Genomic DNA, 18,997 nt, shown 5'->3' with positions numbered 1-18,997 from the left:
AGGGAGGTGGAATGTCCAGTTTGGAACCCAAGCTCGAAGTCGTTTACTACAGTGCCGCAATCCCGAACCAGGGAGCGCTAACTCTGCTGGGTTTACTGTTTGACAAAGTGCACTTTCCGGGCGTCTATCTCCCCCCGGATGGGACGGAAATTGCGGCCACTCATGCAGAGGCAGAGAGGATCATCGAAGCAGTCGGTAAGCGAATGGACTTTGAGACTGCCGTCCTCATAAGCGCGCTCAGACTCATTGAGCACGTGCCGCACCTTAAAGAGTTCTGCGTGTTCGATGAGCAATCAAGCGGGCTTGGCACTGATAGCGAGCAAGATAAGTTAGCTGCACAGATCGTTGCCGAAATTGATCGCCAGATATGGGGTGTACGGGAGAATTTCATCCCCACTCACCATGTGCGTTTCTACAAGGCGCTTCCTGGTGGTGAGACTTCTATCGAGTATCCAGGGATGCTTCACTACCCTGCTCGGGCAATGATTTATGCCGGAGAAAAGGGATTGCCTCTTGTGAATGACAATCCCTCTCTCCCCGTACCAGGCTTCGAGGGAGCAGGCGCTCAGAACAATGCACAGCTCTTGTCTACGATTCTGGCGATGGAGTGTGCAGCTGTGATGCTACCTGCTGTACGGGCGCTCTCGCCGCTGCAGATTGTTGAGGCTCGCACCGAGCTGAGGCCATATTTGCTAGCTTTTAGAGCTTCGATATTGCAGTTGAGTAAGCAGCTGAACGCTCAGATCAGCCAAGCTTCTTCGGCAGAAGAAATCATAAGTGCAGCAAAATTTTTGGTTCAGACGGACATAGTTCCTGTGCTGGCAGCGCTTGAGAATGAAATCGCGAAGCCGAAAAGAAACTGGCTAAACGTTGCCTGGAAGGCCGCTGAACGAGCGCCTGAATTGGCGACGGCATTCTCAACGTTACCCCCTCAGATAGCCTTGGCGCAGTTGATTGCAGCTGTCGGTTCTACGTTGGTAGAGCTTCGTGCTGGAGACGCAACATCGTCCCAAGTACGATCCCCGCTGTATTACCTCCTGCGTATGAGACAACTGGGCGCGGTCACCGCAAAGGCTTGACTACTTCGCCGATTCGACGGCGAACATAGTGCTCGGTCATTTCGCGGTTTTTGTGAGCCAGCAGCTTCTGCGAATGAGCAAGGTCACCGGTGTCGGTCGCGGCCTTTGCCCGAATGTCCCGAAACTGAAAACTCACCTTCGCCAGAGTGCGCGCCTTATCGAAGCGTGAGCGCAAGGCGTACTGGCTGAGTGGCTGGCCCTTTTCGTCCTGGATCAGGTAGGCGCTGATGGCGGTCCGGGATCTGCCGTTGATCCTGTCGATGACGGCCGCCAGCTCGCCCGTGATCTCGATGCCCAAGCGCGCGCCCGTTTTGTTCTGCACGATCCACAACGCACCGTCTCGAATGTCTGTGCGCTGTAGCTTCAACACATCGGCAGGGCGCTGGCCCGTGAGCAGCGCCAGGTCCATGGCATCGACCACGGTGAAGTGCGCGAGCGAGCGCACCTTCTCGAATTCATCGTTGGTCACGTAGCGGTCGCGCCCTGCCTCCTTGAAGCCTTTGACACCTTGGCAGGGGTTCGGGGCGGTGGTGTAGCCCCATTCCCTGGCCTTGTTGAACATGTGCGAAAAGAGGGCCTTCTCCCGGTTGGCGCGCACCTTGGCCGCCTGGCCGCGAATGTCCAGGTACTCACGGATGTGCATGGGTGCGATCAGGTCGATGGGCATGTGCCCGAACACTCGCAGCAGGTGCACCAGCTCCTTGTCGTTGTCCTGGCGGGTGCGCACGGACTTCGATGGGTACACCTCGCGAACATAGCGCCGCGCGATGACAGAAAACAGCCTGGTCGAGTCGTCTTCTCTCACGCCCTCGCGCTGTGCCCACAACCGCAGGGCTTCGGCCCTATCGCTGGAGAGCTTTGTCCAGACGCGCGGCATGGTGCCGCTGACGTGATACCAGACGTTCCCCTTCCGATGGAAGCGCGGTGGGTCGTCGAAATTGGATTGGCGTCTGCGACCCATCACCGGGCCTGCAGGGACGCGAAATTCGGGGCGTAGGCGCGTTGTTCGGGCACGCCGCACCCCAGCATCTTCTCGGCGTATTTGCGGGCCACGATGGGCCTCCTGTTGCCGTTCACCTCGAAGCGCCAGCCCTTGGTGCGGAGCCACTGCACCTGGCGAGAAGGCGTCTTGAATCCGGTCAGGGTGGCGACCTCTTCGGGTTCGAGGAAAAATCCGGCCTCCATGGTGGTCTCCGTGATCAGCCGATGTGGGCGCGCTGCTGGGTGTCGGGCGTCTTCACGTCGAAGTCCCGCAGGTCATCGAAGAGGGGTTCGTTCGCGGTGCCGTACTGCATGGAGCGCAGGCCCGTGATGATGTCCTTGGCCTTCACCACCTGGGCCTCCAGGATGCCGATGCGCTGGCGCATGAGGTTGAGCTCTGCATGGTGATCGCAGTCAATGATCGAGCGGCCCCAACGGCTTTCCCAAAACAGAGCGAGAAACACGACTCTGGGTATTGGAACGGCCCCGCGAAGCCAACGGCGTACCGTGGTCTCGTGCACCCCCAGCAGTTTGGCGGTGCGCTCCACAGTCATTTCGTGAACCATGAGATCGAAAAACTCGCTGCTGAAAATTTCTTTGGGCGCTGTGATCATCGACGGCTTTGTGGTGGGTTGAGACGCCGGCTCACTCGTAGTGCGAGAGCGTGAAGGCTTCCTTGAAGCGCGCCTTGGTGAGCACCACGGTGGCCTGGCCATCCTTCCCGGGTTTCGTGCGCGTGCCGATCTCGTAGATGCCTGGGGCCTTGTGGAGCTTGATCTCGTAGAAGGCCTCATCGGTGGCGGTCACCTTCAATGGGGCATCGCCCACCGCGTTGTCGGTTTCGACCTGATAGTCGTTGATGTAGTGCACGGTGCAGCCTTTGCGGATTTCGCCGGTCTTTTCGTCGGTGAACTCCCATTTGGAGGCGCGGAGGATCAGTACGGTTTCGCTCATGATGGTTCCTAGGGTTTTGGCCTCAAGCGGCCAGTTGAAGTAGCCCACGCTCAAAGTCGAGGGCGGGTCTTTCGCGCACCAGGCAATGACAGCGCCTGGCGTTCTCGCGAACGGGGGAGAAATCAGGTGGCAGCATTTGCCCCTGACGCTCGATGAGTTGTTGATCGGTGGCGAGCCACGACACGCCCACGTCGATCAGCTGTTTGCGGCGGCGGTAGAAGGTGGGGCGGGTGCTCCGCTTCTTCATGTCGTCTTCACCGTGCATGGCCAGGCCCATCCAGAACCCGTGGAGCAAGCCGGCCAGCTCGGGCGAGTAGCGCAGGTCCAGGCGATCACGCACCGCCAGGCTGGATCGGACGATCTGCACAGCACCCTTGCCCTCGCGCAGCAGTCGTTTGATCTCCTGGTCGAAAACCTCCTGCAGGTAGGCCGTGGTGATCTCGCGCACCTTGGGCTTGTGGCCGAAGTTGTAGTCCAGCTTCTCCGCATGAATCTCCACCTCGGCGCGGAGCCGGCAGTTCGCCAGGCGCTGCAGTGCGGTGACCTTGCGGGAGGCCTGCCGGTCGGCCCATTCAGGCGGGGCGTCCTTGGGGCGGTTCTTCTGGAACAAGCCTCGGAGCACCACGTAGAGGCGCTTGCGGTCGTTCTTCTCGAACTCTGGCCCCTTGTGATACAGCTTGATCGTGGTGGTGGTGCCGGGGGTGAAAATCGATTCGTTGCCGTACTTCTGCATCTTTCGCCGCGGGAAGGCCACGTGATAAATGCCCTCGAAGAATTCCTGCACGGCCTGGTGGGGCAGCTGGAAGTTTTCGGCCCAATCCACGCGCTGCACGGTCCAGTTTTCTGAGTGGGGCAGGGGGACGCACAGCAACACCTGCAGCAACTGGCGGAGCCGTTCACTGGCCTCTTGCAGGTCCTCGATGACGCCGTACACGTTGTGACCGTTGAAGGCCTTGGGGATCGAACACTCGATCACCAGGTAGGGCGGGCTGGGATGCCACTCGGGCTTCCCGCGTTTGGACTTCGAGCAGTCCTCGTGCATGGGCTTCACCATGATCCGAGAGTCGAACGAGCCGCGCAGGTTGGTGCGGGTGAACTCCCAGGTCTTCACGCCTGAGGCGTTGTCGGTGCATGCGTAGTGCGTGCCCATGGCTTCGATGCTCTTCACGATGCTTGGGGCCATGTAGGGGGTTTTGAATCTCACCGTATCGAGTCCCATGGGCTTTGCTGTTGTCTCACTCATGAGACTCATACGGGGTGTTACTTCCCGTGAAGAGGAAAACTCGAGCCGTTTTCAAAGCAGCCTCCTGGCCTGGTGGCGTCGTTGCTTTCGGCTTGGAAAAGGGGCGACGTGCCGGCTGCTTTGAGGCGGAATCGGTGCGCGTGAAGGGGGCCTTGGCGGGGAGCCAGGCGGGGCGTGTGGCGGTCATGCCTTGTTCCGAACGAGGGACACCGCGATGCGCGGCTTGGGGGCGGGCGGCTCGATGATTTCCATGGCCTCGATCAGCGTGTCGATCAGGTTCGACGTTTCGTCAGCGTCCAGCTGGAGGGTGGTACGCAGGCCGAGCGGGTGCAGCATGCGGATCGACACCAGCCCTTCCGTGTCGGTGTGCACGGTCAGGCTGATGGTCTCCAAGGGCCTGCGGCGGTTCAAAACTTCACCCATGGGAAAACCAGTGCAACCTCCACCGGCCGCAGGAAAAAGAACAGGCCTTCGCTGTTCAGGTCGATGGAAAACCAGCTCGTGCCTGGGTGTGGCACCAGGCGCACCACCAGGGCTGGCAGCAGGCCGGTGACCACCTGCAGGAGCACGTCGGTCCCCGAAGAGGTCGGCACGCCTGCATTGCGCGCCTGCACCTGTGCTGCCGGGCTTCCCTCCCCCCCCATTCGCGCCTGCGCGCTGCTGGGTGCCCCGGTCGGCGCGCTGTCGCGGCCCGGCAGGGCGGCGGGTTGGCGCTCCACTGCCGTCTGTTTGTCAGGATGGCTCATGGCGCCGCCCCTTCAACCGACCAGGACCTGCAGCACCTCCGTGGGCTCCTCGCGGCCCTTGCGGCGCGCCTGGGCCTCCTTGTCGCCGTCCACCACGGCCGCCTGCAGGTCGCCCATGGCGATGGCCAGCAGCTCGCCCACGGTCTTGGCCTTCTTGCCGTCCTGGCCGGCGGGGACGGGCAACGGGTCGCGGCCCATCAAGCGCGCGTAGAGCAGGCCGTTCTCGGCCAGCAAGCGCAGGGCGGTCACCGCGCGCACCTGAGTGGGCGTGTCGAATGCGCCGAAGATGCCGTGCGAGATCGGCTGGCCAGCATCGTCGTTCAAGGTCTCTTCGTTGTGCTCGATGCAGTCAAAGATGCGGTCTACCTGGTCGCTGTTGAGGTCGGGGGTGATCCTCATGAACTGCAGATGCACCATGAGCGCCCGCCCTGGTTTTCCTTGGTTTTCCTGGGGAAAACCGGTGGTTTCGCCGGTGGCGCTGGTGGACCCACTGACCACGCCGGCCGGGAAAACATCGCCACGCGCCTTCGCCTTTGCGCCCGGTGCATCTTCGTCGTGGAAGTTGTAGCCCTCGCCCTCGAAAAACTCGCGCAGGTCGTCCAGGAACTGGCTGTCGGGGACGTAGGTGCCGGTCTCGAAGCGTTTGAGCTTGTGGGCCGGGAGGTTGGACTTGGCGGCCGCCTGGGCCTGGCTGAGTCCGAGGAAATTACGAGCGGCGCGGGACTCGTTCGGGGAAAGCGCCAGGTCTGAAAAGTCGATCATCGATGCTCCTATGGTTCAAATCAGGCCGAATTGCCTGATTTGTTAAATCATAGGAGCGGTGTACAAAAATATCTAGTAGGACTGATCTGTTTACAGATTGATATTCGCTACTGGGTATTCGGGGTCAATCGTGAGACTCTATCGGCTACTTTGGCTTGAACAGAAGCGATGAGTGCCATCAACTCATCTTCGGTGATGGTCCTTGACCCATCGACAAGGGTGTGGCCATCCACCGCGATCGCGACTTCTTCCGCCGCAATCACCATGTGCTCAGCAGACCCAGGATCGCGTGAACGAACCAGTGCTACCAAGAGCGTCAACAGGCTCGCCAACTCATCCTCATCGAAGAGAGGTGTGATCAGCGGCAGATACATGACCAGGATCATGCCGGCGAGTTGAGGGCGAGCCTTGACCTTCCGAAACAGGGAAGTGAACGTAGGGCGCTGGCTGTGGAAGTCGTCACTTCCCAAGATGAGCCGGTTCGGAGAGATGTTCAGGGCGGCCGACAGGAGTCGAATCTCACGTGCGCCTGGCTTGGTACGACCTCGCTCGTATCCATGAAGAACCGTTTTGGAAATGCCGGTCTGTCGGCTCAACTCCTGTACCGATAGCCCTGCATCTTGCCGAGCGCGCTGCAGTTGAATCGAGATGAGATCCGGGTCGCTTGAAGGCTCACGGCCTACCTGCGATGGGTTGTCTTCGGGTTGCTGATCAGTGTCCACGGCATCTACAAAAATGGTTGCGAGTGAGGATACACGCTCTGTCTGGGCGGTGGCTTCACATGTCGTTTGTAGAAGAAGAAGGCACGTAACTGCATGAACTACAATGAGATTGGTGGCAGATTGAAAATCCGCGTGTCGATGGTTCGATTCCGTCCCAGGCCACCAAACTTCTCGCAAAAGCCCATCCACCGCGATGGGCTTTTTCGTTTCTGGATCGGCCAGCACGGTATCGATCCCGGGCCTGCGCCCTTCCTGTTGATTGGACTCCCCATGACCTATGCCAACCCGATCACCGGGTCAGATGACTTGCTGGCCCGTTTCACCCAAGGGCTCAGCACCCGAACGCTGCGTCATGTGGCCGAGGAGGCGCGGCTCGATGGCGAGAGTCTGAAGGATGCCGTGGAGCGGTACGAGATCGACTATGCGTGGCATGTTCTGGGATCGCAGCGGTTGCTGGATGCCTGTGTCTCGGCGCTCGGCGCGGGGTTTGGTCAACCGGTGAGCGACACGCAGCGGGACAGCGTGCGCGAGATGCTGCTGGCCGCAGCGGCTGCGCAGCCTGCGGACTGCCTGATGAGTTTCGACAATGACGTGCCAGCGCTCATGGTTGCACTGATGGGGCCCCGGTTGGCCACCCGGGAAGTGCCCTTGGCCGAATCCGTTTGAGCGACTGAGCCGAGCGGAACCAGCCCGCAGCTGCGCACTCAGGGTGTACCGAGGCTGTCCAGCAGTTTCTGCGCTTCGGCGGCTGCGGGGAAGTTGGGCGTCAGCGACAGCGCCTCCTGCAGTGCCTTGCGTGCTTCCGACTTGTCGCCGGCTTCAGCCAGTGCCTTGCCGAGGTGATAGCGGATCGATGGATCCTTGGGTGCCAATTCGGTTGCAGTCTTGAATGAGGCAATGGCCCCTTGGCGGTCGCCTTGCGCAAGCAGCACCGTTGCCAGCGTGTCATGGAACTGCGCCGCGCGTGGCACCGCAGCAACTGCGCGACGTGCCCAGCCCTCGGCCTGCTTCAGGTTCTGCTTGCGCTCGACGGCCATCGCTGCGAGGTTGTTCAGTGCAACGGACTGCTTCGGGTCAAGCACGATGGTCCGTTGATACGCTTGTGTCGCGGCGTCGAGTTGACCGCGCTGCTGCTGGATCATGCCGGCGCGCATGTGCGGCAGTGCCAGCTTGGGCGCCAGTTGTGCGGCGCGTTCGTAGTGCCTCAGCGCGGGCTCGGGCAAACCGCGGCTGTCCAGCAGGTCGCCCTTGAGGATGAGCGCGTCGACGAGGCTGGGCTGAATCCTCAGCGCCTGGTCCACCGCGGCCATCGCTGCGTCAGGTTGTTGGCGCGCGAATTCGGCGCGTGCCAATGCCACCAGCGGGAGCGGATTGCCCTTGGCCAGTGACGCCGCCTTGGTCAGTTCAGTCGCTGCGGCCGCCGGGTAGCCGGCTTTCAGCAACGCTTGCCCCAGCGCATAGCGTGCGCCCGGGTGCTCGGGCGACATCGTCAGCGCCTCGCGGTAGAGCACGATGGCACCTTCGGCGTCACCGCGCGAGAGCAGCATGTCCGCCAGATCGATGCGCGGGCGGAAAGCCTTCGCATCCAACTCGGCCGCTTGTTTCAACGCCACCTCGGCTTCGGCGCGTCGGCCCTTGAGCACCAGGAACCGGCCCCAGGACGCCTGCGCGTTGGCGTCCTTCGGATCGGCTTTCACCGCCTGTTCGATCCATCGGCCGGCGTCGTCAACCCGCCGGGAGAGGAACGCGACCTCGCCCAGGCCCAGCAGCGCCGAAACCATCTTGGGGTCTTGTCGCAGTGCGCTGCGAAAGCTGGCCTCGGCGACCTTCAGATCACCCTTGCCCAAGGCTTCAATGCCGCGCTGATACGACTCTGCTGCCGCACCGCTGCCGGGCTTCGATATGTCGTTCACCACCGGTGCAGCCGCGAGGTCGGCGGTGGTGGCGCCCGCCAGCAGGGCGATCATCAGCGCCAGAGCGGGCAGTGGCTGAAAAGAAGCGGAGCGGAGCTGGTGTTTCATGAAGTGATCTTAGCGGCATGCCCATGAAAAAACCCCCGAACCGGGGTGGTGCGGGGGTTTTTGACCAAGACGCTCGAGGCGCCTGTGGCGCGAGGCTCAGGCTTGCTGGCGACGGCGTGCGTAGCACAGACCTGCAAGCGCGAGGCCAACCAGGGCCAGCGAACCTGGCTCGGGCACTTCGCCGACCGGGATGCCACCCACGCCACTGAAGCCGAAGATGAAGGTTGCCGGGGAGCCGGTGATTTCTCCACCGCGCGATGACTGACCGAGGGAGTAGAGCTCGATGTCTGCGGCGGCCACTGCGGCCAGTGCATCGGCCTCGTTGCCTGCAGCGCCGTAGAAGATCTCGAACGTGTACTCCTCGCCGTCTTCCAGCGTGCCGAAGTTGAAGCGGAAGTAGGCGCCGTGGTCGGCTGCACCGACGTCGGTGAAATCAACGTCTGCCGTGGCTCCGTTGATGGGGGCGTCGCCTCCCAGCGGGTTGGCGGTGTTGAATCCGTTGTTGTGTGAGCGCTCCAGCAGCGTCGTCGTGGCCGTGCCTTTGATGGTGACGTATTCGGCGAATTCCGTTGGCGGGACATCCCAGTCCATGACGCGAACGTACTTCACGTCATTCACAGTGGCGCCGGTGTCGTTTCGGATCGTCACCGTGCTTTGGAACAGCGCGCTGGTGGCACCCGACACGGCATAGGCATGGGTCACCTTCAGTCCTGCCAGACTGGTCAGGTTTGCCAAAGTTGTCACGCTCGTGGTGCTGACGCCCGTGGGGGCACCGAAAGTCAGGTTCACGGGCCCACCGTCGGTGGACACGTTGGCATACCCACTCGTGGTGCCGTTCACCGACACGCCCCAGCCTTCGCAGAAGCAGCCGGGGGAGGTCGAGTCGCGCCAATCGGAGGCTGCGGGGGTGCCAAAGTTGTAGGCGAGGCCAGTGCGGCTGGAATTGACCGCGACGTTGCCGGTCGAGGTGTTCAGCGAGCCGTCGTCATTCACGCCCAGCGCCACGGTCGCGTTGGCGGGAACGGCGTTGTTGAATATGACGGTGCCCGCATGTGCCGCGCCCGCCGCGATGCTGCCAATGGCCAGAATGGCTGCGGCAACGGAGGAGTTGATGAGTTTCATGGAACGTCCTTTAAACGATACATACGGCGGTATTGCCCCGTCGGACCAGTTGATAGCAAAGGTTGGGCCAGCTTTTGAAACTGTGAGAAATCAATGACTTGTAATGATTTTTCGCAACTGGCCTCCCCGATCTGTAAAGCAGTTCGACATACATACCTGGGTATCAGGCGCGTCGGACCACCGGTGACGGGAACGATCGTTCAGCGCCAGCCAGGCGCTTTTTTCAACACGAAGTTCATCACCGGCTCACCCGCTGGCCGGCCTTCGGCGGGGCGGCGGATGCCGCGCAGTTCCTGGCCGCAGCCGGAGGGCGTCACGTTGCCTTCCCACACGGCGTCCATGCTGACGCCATCGGCCGATTCGTCGAGGTTGAATTCGCCGCTGGTCACATCGCCTGAGACCAGGGCCTGCCGATCGTTGCCGGGCGTGGAGCGCTTGAGGCTGCCGCGCACGCTGCCCGGGTACTCGGGGTGGCGTTCGAACAGGAGTGCGCCGGTGGAGGCCGGCGCGGCTTCGCTGCCGTTGGTCTGTGGCCACAGGACGAGCTGCCACAGACCGTAAAGCTGGGCGGGCACCATGTCGGCGGGTGGGGTGCAGTCCACCGCCCGGGTTTGGGCCGTGGCCGGCAGGCTGGTGGCGAGCGCAAGTGCGGCCGTTGCCAGCCAGTGGTGTCGACGTGTCTTCATGGTGCGATGTCGGCCGCCTTTTGCGCGGCCTGGTCGGTGGCGCGCTGGGCAAACTCGGCGCGCAACGCGCGCAGTTTCTCGCGCGGATCTTCCTTGGTGGTGGCCAAATCCAGCGCCATTTCCTTGATGAAGCGGCTGGCCTGCCCCGGAATGCTTTCGCGACCCTTCTTGCGCCGCTTGAGCCAGCTCACCGCCAGCGTGCGTTGCGCGCGCGTGATGCCCACATACATGAGGCGGCGCTCCTCCTGCAGGCGCTGCGCCATGTTCTCGGCTGCCGCGTCGCTCTGGCCGGGTTCCTCGTCCATCTTGAACGGCAGCAGGCCTTCATTCACACCCACCAGCATCACGTGGGGCCACTCCAGGCCTTTCGATGCGTGCAAGGTGGAGAGCGTCACCACGTTCTGGTCCTTCTCGCGTTCGCTCAAGGTGGAGAGCAGGGCGATGGTCTGCACCACCTCCATCAGACTCTTGCGTTCACTCTCCACCTGCACGCCGGCTTCGTCCTCGATCTGGCCGCCGCAGCGTCCGGCGACCCAGTCGCAGAAGTCCATCACGTTGGTCCAGCGCGCAGCGGCGACCTTCTCGTTGTCTTCGCTGTCGTACAGGTGCTTCTCGTACGCGATGTCCTTGAGCCATTCGGTGAGAAAGGCCCGCGCGGCCTCGTGGCCCACGGTGTGCTTGGCGCGGTACTCCAGCTCGTTCACCGCACGGCCGAATTCGTGCAGCGTGGCCACGGCGCGCGCGGGCAGGGCGCTGCTCAGCGAGTTTGAGAACAGCGCCTCGAACAGACTGAGCTTGTATTGGGTGGCGAAGGTGCCCAGCGCCTGCAGCGTGGTGTGGCCGATGCCGCGCTTGGGTGTGGTGGCCGAGCGCAGGAAGGCCGGGTCGTCGTCGTTGTTGACCAGCAGGCGCAGCCAGGCGCACAGGTCGCGGATCTCGGCCTTGTCGAAGAAGCTTTGCCCGCCCGAGACCTTGTAGGGAATCTGTGCGCGGCGCAGCGACTGCTCGAACGAACGCGCCATGTGGTTAGCACGGTAGAGGATGGCGAAGTCGCGAAACTCCTTGTGCTGCGAGTTCGAGCGCAGGCTCTGGATGCGCGCCACCGCGCGCTCGGCCTCGTGCTCTTCGTTGTCGGCGTCGACCACGCGCACCGGCTCGCCTTCGCCCAGGTCGCTCCACAGCGTCTTGGGGAACAGCTTGGGATTGGGGCCGATCACGTTGTTGGCCGCGCGCAGGATGGCGCTGGTGGAGCGGTAGTTCTGCTCCAGCTTGATGACCTTGAGCTCGGGAAAGTCCTGCGGCAGGCGCTTGAGGTTGTCCAGCGTGGCGCCGCGCCAGCCGTAGATGGACTGGTCGTCGTCGCCCACCGCGGTGAAGCGCGCGCGCTCACCCACCAGCAGCTTGAGCAGCTCGTATTGCGTGGCGTTGGTGTCCTGGTACTCGTCCACCAGCACATGGCCCATCTTCTTCTGCCAGCGCTCGCGCACATCGAGGTGCTCGGTGAGCAGCTTGAGCGGCAGCGAGATCAGATCGTCGAAGTCCACGCTCTGGTAGGCCGTCAGGCGCTCTTCGTAGCGGCCCATGATGGTCGCGGTCACGCGCTCGTTCTCGTCCTTGGCCTGCGCCAGTGCCTGCGCCGAGTTCAAGCCCGCGCTCTTCAAACTGCTGATGGCCCACTGCCAGCCGCGCGCGGTGGCCGCGTCGGTGGTGCCGCCGCAGTCTTTCAGCAGGCTGGTGATGTCGTCGGTGTCAAGGATGGAGAACTGCTTCTTCAGACCGAGCGCCGCGCCGTCTTCTCGCAGCAGGCGCACGCCCAGCGCGTGGAAGGTGCAGATCAGCACCTTCTTTGCGTCACGCCCCACCAGTTGCTTGGCGCGTTCGCGCATCTCGGCCGCGGCCTTGTTGGTGAAGGTGATGGCGGCGATGCGGTCGGCGGCCAGACCCGCCTGAATGAGCCGGCCGATCTTGTGCGTGATCACGCGCGTCTTGCCCGAGCCGGCGCCCGCGAGCACGAGGCATGGCCCCCCCAGGTGGTTCACGGCTTCAAGCTGGGCAAGGTTCAGGCCGTTGGACATGGAAAAGGGGACGGTGAGCGCATCGAAAACAGAGCGGTGAATCATACCGGGAGGGGTTGACGCCGCATGGGAAGCCTCGCCTGACACAATGGCGCCCGTGCTCAACATCCTGCTCGTCACATTCCCGTTTTTTGCGCTCGTGCTGGCCGGCTTCGTGGCTGCCCGCCGCAAGATGTTGCCGCTGGAGGCCATCCCGGGACTCAACGGATTCGTGTTGTTCTTCGCGCTGCCGTGTTTGTTGTACCGCTTCGGCTCCACCACCCCCATCGCCGAGTTGCTCGACCCCTCGGTCGTGGGTGTGTATCTGGTGTGCGCGCTGGTGATGGTGGCATTTGCGATTGCCATGACGCTGAACACACGCATCCGCTGGAACGACGCTTCGCTCGGCGCCTTGGTGGCGGCGTTCCCCAACACCGGCTTCATGGGTGTTCCGTTGCTGGCTGCGCTGCTGGGCGCGCAGGTGGCCGGCACGGTGATCGTGACCATGCTGGTCGACATGGTGATCACCAGTTCGCTGTGCATTGCGCTCTCGCGCCTGGACGAGGGCGAAGGGCATGGTGGGCAGGCCATGCTGGACGCGGGCAAAAAGGCCTTGCGCGGCGTGCTGGCCAATCCCATGCCCTGGTCCATCATCCTGGGCGCCGTGGCTTCGGCCTGGGCGTTCACCTTGCCCAAACCTGTCGAGCAGACCGTCTGGCTGCTGGCCGATGCGGCCTCGCCGGTGGCGCTGTTCACCATCGGCGCGGTGCTGGCACGCGCGCAGATGCAGTCCAGCCACCCGATGCCGCTGTCGGACTACCTGCCCGTTGCGCTCATGAAGCTGGTGCTGCACCCGCTGCTGGTGCTGGCGGTGGGGTCCGCGGCGATCCAGCTCGGCGTGCCGCTCTCGCCGGCGGCGCTCACGGTGATGGTGCTGGTGGCGGCGTTGCCCAGCGCGAGCAACGTCTCGCTGCTGGCCGAGCGCTTTGGCGCGGACAACGGCCGCATCGCCCGCATCATCCTGGTGACAACCGCTGCGGCCTTCTTCACGTTTTCGGGCGCTGTGTCGTTGATGACCTGAAACACAGGACTTCAACTTTTCGGCGCATGGGCCGATACACAGTGAAACCCACGGCTTGGTGGTCGGTCGAAGACCTCAGCCTGCGACGCGTTCGGAGAACACCATGATCCTGGCCCCTTTGCCCCACAACGAAAAGCAGCGCCTGCAGGCCTTGCGCGAGCTTCTGATCCTGGACACGCCACCGGAGGAACGCTTCGATCGCATCTCGGCGTTTGCCGCGAAGGAGTTCGACGTGCCGATCGCCTTGATCTCGTTGGTGGATCGCGACCGGCAGTGGTTCAAATCGAGCTTCGGCATGGACTTGTGCGAGACCTCGCGCGACATCTCGTTCTGTGGACACGCGGTCAACATGTCCGAGACGCTGGTGGTACACGACGCGTTGAAGGATCCGCGCTTTGAAGACAACCCGATGGTGATCGGGGAGCCTTACCTGCGGTTCTACGCCGGGGCCTTGTTGCGCCTGCCCTATGGCCAGATCGTCGGTACCTTCTGCATCATGGACCGGCGTCCGCGGGTGTTCGACAAGCTGGATGTGGCGATCCTGGGCGGCCTGCGCGACCTGGTGGTGGAGGAGATGTTCCGCCGCGAGGAGGCTTTGACGTGAGCGCGGCGATCGGTGCCCCTGCCATCCATGTGTTGCTGATCGAGCCCGATGGACTCGTGCGCAGCACCGTGGCTTCCGTGTGTCGCGAGCTGGAAATTGTGCGCATGCACCAGGCGACCAGCCTGGCGATGGGCGAACAGTGGCTGCGGGCCTGGCCAGCCGACGGTTTGATGTTGTCCGTGGCCGATCCGGATGCTGCCCTGGAACTCCTGGGCCGTCTGCGCGCCGGAGACTTCCGTTGCGACGCCGGCATCCCGGTGGCGGTGATGGCGCCGGCGTGCGACGCGGCCATGCTGAAGCGGCTGAAGGAACTGGAGGTGCGCCGCTTCTTGTTGCAGCCGTTCAGGTTGCGCGACGTGATCCAGACGGTCGAGCAGCTGTGGCCCGCCGAAGAAAAGATCGACGCCTGAAAGGGCGTATCAGATCACCAGCGGATCCACATCCACCGCAAAGCGGATCAATCCTCGCGCCTCGGGCAGGCTGCGGCTCTCCAGCAGCACGGGCTGCCAGGCGGCCAGAAAGCGCTGCAGCGCGCCGCGCGAAGTGGCTTCCACCAGCAGCTGGGCGCGCTCTACATTGGCCACGCGCTGGATGGTCAGCGGCACCGCCGGGTACAGGGTCACGTCTTCGAAGTGCGGCAAGCCCACCGCCGCGTGCGCCGCCGCGTTGAGGTAGGCCTGGGCCGCCTGCTGGGTTCGGGCGTCGGCGCGCAGCAGCGCCTGGTGGCCGTAGGGCGGCATGCCGGCGCTCAGCCGCTCGGCCAGCTGCGTGGTGGCAAACGCGGGGAAATCGTGCTGCTTGAGCGAGGCGAACAGCGGGTGCTGCGGGTACCAGGTCTGCACCCACATTTCGCTCGCCGCACTCTGGGCCGCGTCGCGCCCGGCGCGCCCGGCCGCCTGCATGAGCAGCGCAAACAGGCGCTCGGGCGCGCGGTAGTCGCTGGCGAACAGGCCCGAGTCGGCGTTGATGCTGGCCACCAGGGTGATGCGCCGGAAGTCGTGGCCCTTGGCGATCATCTGCGTGCCCACCAGCACATCGACCTCGCCGCTGTGCATGGTGGCCAGTTGGACCTCCAGGCTGCCCTTGAGGCGGGTCGAGTCGGCGTCCATGCGCGCCACGCGCGCCGGCCCGCCGTCAGGGCGTTTCACATCCGCCAGCAGGCCGGCGAGCTGTTCTTCCACCTGCTCGGTGCCGCGGCCAACGGGTGCGATGTCGAGGTTGCCGCAGTCGGGGCAGGCGCGCGGCACGCGTTCGGTGAAGCCGCAGTGGTGGCAGCGCAGTGTGCGGTCGAGCTTGTGGAACACGCGAAACGCGCTGCAGTGCGCGCATTGGCTTTTCCAGCCGCAGTCGTGGCAGGCCAGCACCGGGGCATAGCCGCGCCGGTTCAGCAGCACCAGGCACTGTTCGCCGCGCCCGATGCGCTCGGCCATCGCAGCAATCAGGGGGGGGGCGAGCACGGCGCCCTTGGGCTGGTGGTTCATGTCGACCAGCCGCAGCCGCGGCAGCGCTCCGCCGCCGATGCGCGCCGGCATCGCCAGCCGCAGGTAGCGTCCCTGATCGGCCGCATGCCAGCTCTCCAGTGAGGGCGTGGCGGAGCCCAGAACCACCTGGCAGCGCTCACCCGCCGCCAATGCCTCCGTCTCCACCTTGCCCCGGTACACCGCCAGATCGCGCGCCGAGTACCGCGCGCCTTCCTGGCTCTTGTAGCTGGGGTCGTGCTCTTCGTCGACCACGATCAGGCGCAGCCCGGGCAAGCTGGCCAGCACGGCCATGCGCGTGCCCAGCACGATGCGCGCCTGCCCCGTGTGGGCCGCGAGCCAGCTCGACAGGCGCTGCGCCGGCGTCATGCCGCTGTGCAGGCAGACCACGGCGCCTGCGCCACGCAGGGGCTCGAAGCGTTCGCGAAAACGTGCCTCCAACTGCGGTGTGAGGTTGATCTCCGGCACCATCACCAGCACCTGCGCGTCGGCATGTTCGGCCAGCGCACGTTGCGTGGCCTGCAGGTAGACCTCGGTCTTGCCGCTGCCGGTGGCGCCAAACAGCAGCACGGGCGCCGCCGCCGGAGCCAGGGCGTCCAGGGCCTGCTGCTGTTCGTCGCTGAGGTCGTGGCCATCCGCCACATCGCCCGCCGGGATGTGCTCGTCCACGCCGATCTTCGACCGGCGCGTGAGCCGGCGCGCCAGTTGCACGTTGCTCAGATCGCGCAGCTGCGGCGGCAGCGCGGCGAGCGCCACCTCGCCCAGGCTGCGCTGGTAGTACTGGGCAGCAAACTTCACCAGTTGGCGCCAGCGCTCGTTGAGGGGCGGCAGGCCCTGGAGCATGCCGGTCACCGTTTTGGTCTGCGCTTCGGTCAGACCCTCGGGGGGCGTGGTCGGGCATTCCCACACCACGCCGAGCACCTCGCGGGCACCCAGCGGCACGCGCACCAGCGTACCGGGTGCGAGCGGCAGCTCACTTCGGTAGGTCAGGCTGGCGCCCACCCCGCTGTGGGCGGGGGTGGCCACCACGACACTGGGCCAGAAAGCCATGGTTAGCGGTTCTTCCTCAGTTGAACTGTCGGAATGCGGCGTAAGTCGTTGATTTGGCTCAGCATCGGGACATATCCAGATTTTCTGTGGATAACTTTGTTGATAGATTCATTTTCCGGTGCCGCAGCCCTTGAGAATCAAGGCTTTGGTTAAACTGCCTTCAAAAAAAGCAGATTACAAAATCTATATGAATCAATAACTTGCGAGAGAATACCCCGTGGCCCAAGGCTTGGGTGGGTGGTCGGCATTCATGGCGCACCGCAGCAAAATTTTTGTGCATAAGTAAAGCTTGTCAAGCGCGTTTTTCGGCATGTTTTGTGTTAATGGCCGGCACTACCCTGGGGTCATGACGGTTTCATGACGCCTTTCGGCCTACCTGAAATCCTTGGGGCGTTCGCCGTATCCCGCACGCCAACTGCGGCTGAAGCTCTAAAAACCGGAGCGCTCCACGACCCCCCGGGCCGGCTCAGCTGGCCACGCGCAGGCGCTTTGAATGGGCGTGCACCGCGTCCACCAGGATCGACACGTGCTCGGGCGGCGTGTACTGACTGATGCCGTGGCCCAGGTTGAAGATGTGGGTGGCGCCCGTGCCCGAGCCCTGGTGCGGCGCGCCGAAACTCTCCAGCACGCGCGCCACCTCGGCGTCGATCTGCCCGGGCTGCGCAAACAGCACGTTGGGATCGATGTTGCCCTGCAGGGCCTTGCCGTTCGGGCCTTCGCCCACTTGCGCGCGGGCGTGGCCCAGGTTCACGGTCCAGTCCAGGCCCAGGGCGTGGCAGTCCAGGACCTTCATGTCGTCGAGCCAGAGGCCACCGCCCTTGGTGAAGACGATGCGCGGGATCACCACGCCGTCGTGCTCGCGCTTGAGCTGGGCCAGCACGCGTTTGGTGTAGGTCAGGCTGAAGTCCTGGAAGTTGCCATCGGCCAGCACGCCGCCCCAGCTGTCGAACACCATCACGGCCTGCGCGCCGGCGTCGATCTGGGCGTTCAGGTAGGCCGCCACCGCATCGGCGTTGATGGCCAGGATGCGGTGCATCAGGTCCGGGCGGCTGTACATCAGCGTCTTGACGGCGCGGTAGTCGTCCGACCCACCCCCCTCGACCATGTAGCAGGCCAGCGTCCAGGGGCTGCCCGAGAAACCGATCAGTGGCACGCGGCCGTTCAATGCCTTGCGGATGGACGTGACGGCGTCGAACACGTAGCGCAGTTTGTCCATGTCGGGCACGGCCAGCGCATCCACATCGGCTTCGGTGCGCACCGTTTTTGCGAATTTCGGGCCTTCGCCCAGAGCGAACGTCAGCCCCAGGCCCATGGCATCGGGCACCGTGAGGATGTCGCTGAACAGGATGGCCGCGTCCAGGGCATAACGCTCCAGCGGTTGCAGGGTCACCTCGGTGGCGTAGTCCACATTGGTGGCCAGCCCCATGAAGCTGCCGGCCTGGGCGCGTGTGGCGCGGTATTCGGGCAAATAGCGGCCGGCCTGACGCATGAGCCACACGGGCGTGTGGTCGGTGGACTGGCGCAGGCAAGCGCGCAGGAAGCTGTCGTTCTGCAAGGGGGCAAAGGGCATGGAGTCTCGGGGTGGGATAGGGGCTGGAGTACTGGGATTATCCCGCGTGGGTTCAGGGAGCCGCGACGGAGCGACCTGCCCCGCAAGACGCGACACCCACCCAGAGACACCGCGGGTCCGGCTCCGCCGGCCCCAGGTGTCGCCCCCCTCCCAGGGGGGAGGCGCCGAAGGCGACACGGGGGGTACGGCGTTTACGCCGTCTGGTACTTCACGCTGCAGCCGTAAGCCCGGCTGTTCGCCACGCTCACCGGTTTGCCGGCCTGGATTTCCGCCATGGCCTGGCGCACGTAGTTGGTGGCCTTGGGGATGTCGTCCACCCGGGCCGAGGCGATGCTGTCGATGCCGCCGGCGTACACCAGCACGCCCTGCGCGTTGACGATGTACATGTGTGGCGTGACGCGCGCGGCGTAGGCTTGGCCGACCTTGCCGTCCTCGTCCATCAGCGCGGCGGTGGGGCTGGCTTTTTGCTCGGTCATCCAGCGGCCAAGCTGGGCGGGTGCCATGTAGTCACCGCTGTCGTCGCGCGTGGAGTTGATGGCCAGCCAGATGGCGCCCTGACCCGTCACTTCTTTTTGCAGGGCCTGCATGTTGCCTTGGTAGTGCTTCTTCACGAACGGGCAGCCCGGGTTGTTCCACTCCAGCACCACCGCTTTGCCCTTGAACTGCGACAGCTTCACCGGCTTGCCGGTGGTGTCCATCAGGGTGAAATCGGGTGCCGGCTGGCCTACGCTGGCGGCCTGTGCGGTGGCGGGAAGCAACAAGCTGGCAAAAGGGGAGAGCGCGGCCAGGGCGATGATGGGGCGTCGTTGCATGGTGATGACTCCTGATGATGTATCAAAGACAG

At 63.9% G+C, this 18,997-nt stretch carries 21 protein-coding genes; 5 read left to right on the top strand and 16 right to left on the bottom strand.

Annotated elements, in window-relative coordinates:
* The first annotated feature begins 11 nt into the window (after nt 1-11).
* Nucleotides 12-1,079, top strand: coding sequence for a hypothetical protein (locus IV113_RS22490; RefSeq protein WP_291089859.1), 1,068 nt, complete (start codon nt 12-14; stop codon nt 1,077-1,079).
* Here IV113_RS22490 and IV113_RS22485 read toward each other — a convergent pair.
* The 9 genes from IV113_RS22485 to IV113_RS22445 all read right to left on the bottom strand — a co-directional run bounded on the left by IV113_RS22485 (nt 1,063) and on the right by IV113_RS22445 (nt 6,487).
* Nucleotides 1,063-1,956, bottom strand: a complete 894-nt coding sequence (locus IV113_RS22485; protein WP_291089856.1) for a tyrosine-type recombinase/integrase — start codon at nt 1,954-1,956, stop codon at nt 1,063-1,065. The genes IV113_RS22490 and IV113_RS22485 overlap by 17 nt on opposite strands.
* A gap of 83 nt (nt 1,957-2,039) precedes the next feature.
* Nucleotides 2,040-2,264: a DUF4224 domain-containing protein gene (locus IV113_RS22480; RefSeq protein WP_291089854.1), complete on the bottom strand. Its 225-nt coding sequence runs from the start codon at nt 2,262-2,264 to the stop codon at nt 2,040-2,042.
* A 14-nt stretch (nt 2,265-2,278) separates the two neighbouring features.
* Complete coding sequence (locus IV113_RS22475) at nt 2,279-2,674, bottom strand: hypothetical protein (protein ID WP_291089851.1); 396 nt, start codon at nt 2,672-2,674, stop codon at nt 2,279-2,281.
* 31 nt (nt 2,675-2,705) lie between these two features.
* Entirely contained in the window at nt 2,706-3,014 is a 309-nt protein-coding gene (locus IV113_RS22470) for a hypothetical protein (RefSeq protein ID WP_291089848.1), read from the bottom strand.
* A 22-nt stretch (nt 3,015-3,036) separates the two neighbouring features.
* Complete coding sequence (locus IV113_RS22465; protein WP_291089845.1) at nt 3,037-4,197, bottom strand: phage/plasmid replication protein, II/X family; 1,161 nt, start codon at nt 4,195-4,197, stop codon at nt 3,037-3,039.
* A gap of 243 nt (nt 4,198-4,440) precedes the next feature.
* The gene (locus IV113_RS22460) at nt 4,441-4,650 is read right to left on the bottom strand and encodes a hypothetical protein (RefSeq protein WP_291089842.1); all 210 of its coding nucleotides are present in this window, start codon (nt 4,648-4,650) and stop codon (nt 4,441-4,443) included.
* A gap of 14 nt (nt 4,651-4,664) precedes the next feature.
* Complete coding sequence (locus IV113_RS22455) at nt 4,665-5,003, bottom strand: hypothetical protein (RefSeq protein WP_291089839.1); 339 nt, start codon at nt 5,001-5,003, stop codon at nt 4,665-4,667.
* 12 nt (nt 5,004-5,015) lie between these two features.
* Entirely contained in the window at nt 5,016-5,765 is a 750-nt protein-coding gene (locus tag IV113_RS22450) for a helix-turn-helix transcriptional regulator (RefSeq protein ID WP_291089836.1), read from the bottom strand.
* Nucleotides 5,766-5,872: 107 nt separating this feature from the next.
* Nucleotides 5,873-6,487, bottom strand: coding sequence for a helix-turn-helix transcriptional regulator (locus IV113_RS22445; protein ID WP_291089833.1), 615 nt, complete (start codon nt 6,485-6,487; stop codon nt 5,873-5,875).
* 93 nt (nt 6,488-6,580) lie between these two features.
* On the opposite strand from IV113_RS22445, the gene IV113_RS22440 reads away from it, so the two are divergent.
* Complete coding sequence (locus IV113_RS22440) at nt 6,581-7,153, top strand: hypothetical protein (RefSeq protein WP_291089830.1); 573 nt, start codon at nt 6,581-6,583, stop codon at nt 7,151-7,153.
* Between the two features lie 38 nt (nt 7,154-7,191).
* On the opposite strand, the gene IV113_RS22435 is transcribed toward IV113_RS22440, so the two are convergent.
* The 4 genes from IV113_RS22435 to IV113_RS22420 all read right to left on the bottom strand — a co-directional run bounded on the left by IV113_RS22435 (nt 7,192) and on the right by IV113_RS22420 (nt 12,391).
* A complete protein-coding gene (locus tag IV113_RS22435; RefSeq protein ID WP_291089828.1) occupies nt 7,192-8,508 on the bottom strand; it encodes a tetratricopeptide repeat protein in 1,317 nt (438 codons plus the stop codon).
* A 96-nt stretch (nt 8,509-8,604) separates the two neighbouring features.
* Nucleotides 8,605-9,630 carry a PEP-CTERM sorting domain-containing protein gene (locus IV113_RS22430; RefSeq protein ID WP_291089825.1) on the bottom strand — a complete coding sequence of 342 codons (1,026 nt, stop codon included), beginning with the start codon at nt 9,628-9,630 and terminating at the stop codon, nt 8,605-8,607.
* Between the two features lie 200 nt (nt 9,631-9,830).
* The gene (locus IV113_RS22425) at nt 9,831-10,316 is read right to left on the bottom strand and encodes a hypothetical protein (RefSeq protein ID WP_291089823.1); all 486 of its coding nucleotides are present in this window, start codon (nt 10,314-10,316) and stop codon (nt 9,831-9,833) included.
* Nucleotides 10,313-12,391 (bottom strand): UvrD-helicase domain-containing protein, encoded by a 2,079-nt coding sequence (locus tag IV113_RS22420; RefSeq protein WP_291089821.1) that lies wholly within the window; start codon nt 12,389-12,391, stop codon nt 10,313-10,315. Before IV113_RS22420 ends, IV113_RS22425 begins: the two co-directional genes overlap by 4 nt.
* 97 nt (nt 12,392-12,488) lie before the next feature.
* Between IV113_RS22420 and IV113_RS22415 the strand changes: the two genes are divergently transcribed.
* The 3 genes from IV113_RS22415 to IV113_RS22405 all read left to right on the top strand — a co-directional run bounded on the left by IV113_RS22415 (nt 12,489) and on the right by IV113_RS22405 (nt 14,465).
* On the top strand, nt 12,489-13,451 hold the full coding sequence (locus tag IV113_RS22415) for an AEC family transporter (protein ID WP_291089818.1): 963 nt from the start codon (nt 12,489-12,491) through the stop codon (nt 13,449-13,451).
* A 103-nt stretch (nt 13,452-13,554) separates the two neighbouring features.
* Nucleotides 13,555-14,055 (top strand): GAF domain-containing protein, encoded by a 501-nt coding sequence (locus IV113_RS22410; RefSeq protein ID WP_291089815.1) that lies wholly within the window; start codon nt 13,555-13,557, stop codon nt 14,053-14,055.
* The gene (locus IV113_RS22405; RefSeq protein ID WP_291089813.1) at nt 14,052-14,465 is read left to right on the top strand and encodes a hypothetical protein; all 414 of its coding nucleotides are present in this window, start codon (nt 14,052-14,054) and stop codon (nt 14,463-14,465) included. Before IV113_RS22410 ends, IV113_RS22405 begins: the two co-directional genes overlap by 4 nt.
* Before the next feature lie 9 nt (nt 14,466-14,474).
* Here the strand turns inward: IV113_RS22405 and priA are convergent, their stop codons facing one another.
* The 3 genes from priA to IV113_RS22390 all read right to left on the bottom strand — a co-directional run bounded on the left by priA (nt 14,475) and on the right by IV113_RS22390 (nt 18,965).
* Nucleotides 14,475-16,583, bottom strand: coding sequence for a primosomal protein N' (gene priA, locus IV113_RS22400; protein WP_291089810.1), 2,109 nt, complete (start codon nt 16,581-16,583; stop codon nt 14,475-14,477).
* 466 nt (nt 16,584-17,049) lie between these two features.
* Entirely contained in the window at nt 17,050-18,153 is a 1,104-nt protein-coding gene (gene hemE / locus IV113_RS22395) for a uroporphyrinogen decarboxylase (protein ID WP_291089807.1), read from the bottom strand.
* 191 nt (nt 18,154-18,344) lie between these two features.
* Nucleotides 18,345-18,965 carry a thioredoxin family protein gene (locus tag IV113_RS22390; protein WP_291089805.1) on the bottom strand — a complete coding sequence of 207 codons (621 nt, stop codon included), beginning with the start codon at nt 18,963-18,965 and terminating at the stop codon, nt 18,345-18,347.
* Between the last annotated feature and the right edge of the window lie 32 nt (nt 18,966-18,997).

This window comes from Hydrogenophaga sp. (assembly GCF_018780385.1).
Classification (GTDB): domain Bacteria; phylum Pseudomonadota; class Gammaproteobacteria; order Burkholderiales; family Burkholderiaceae_C; genus Hydrogenophaga.
This window is presented reverse-complemented; position numbering and strand designations above follow the sequence as displayed.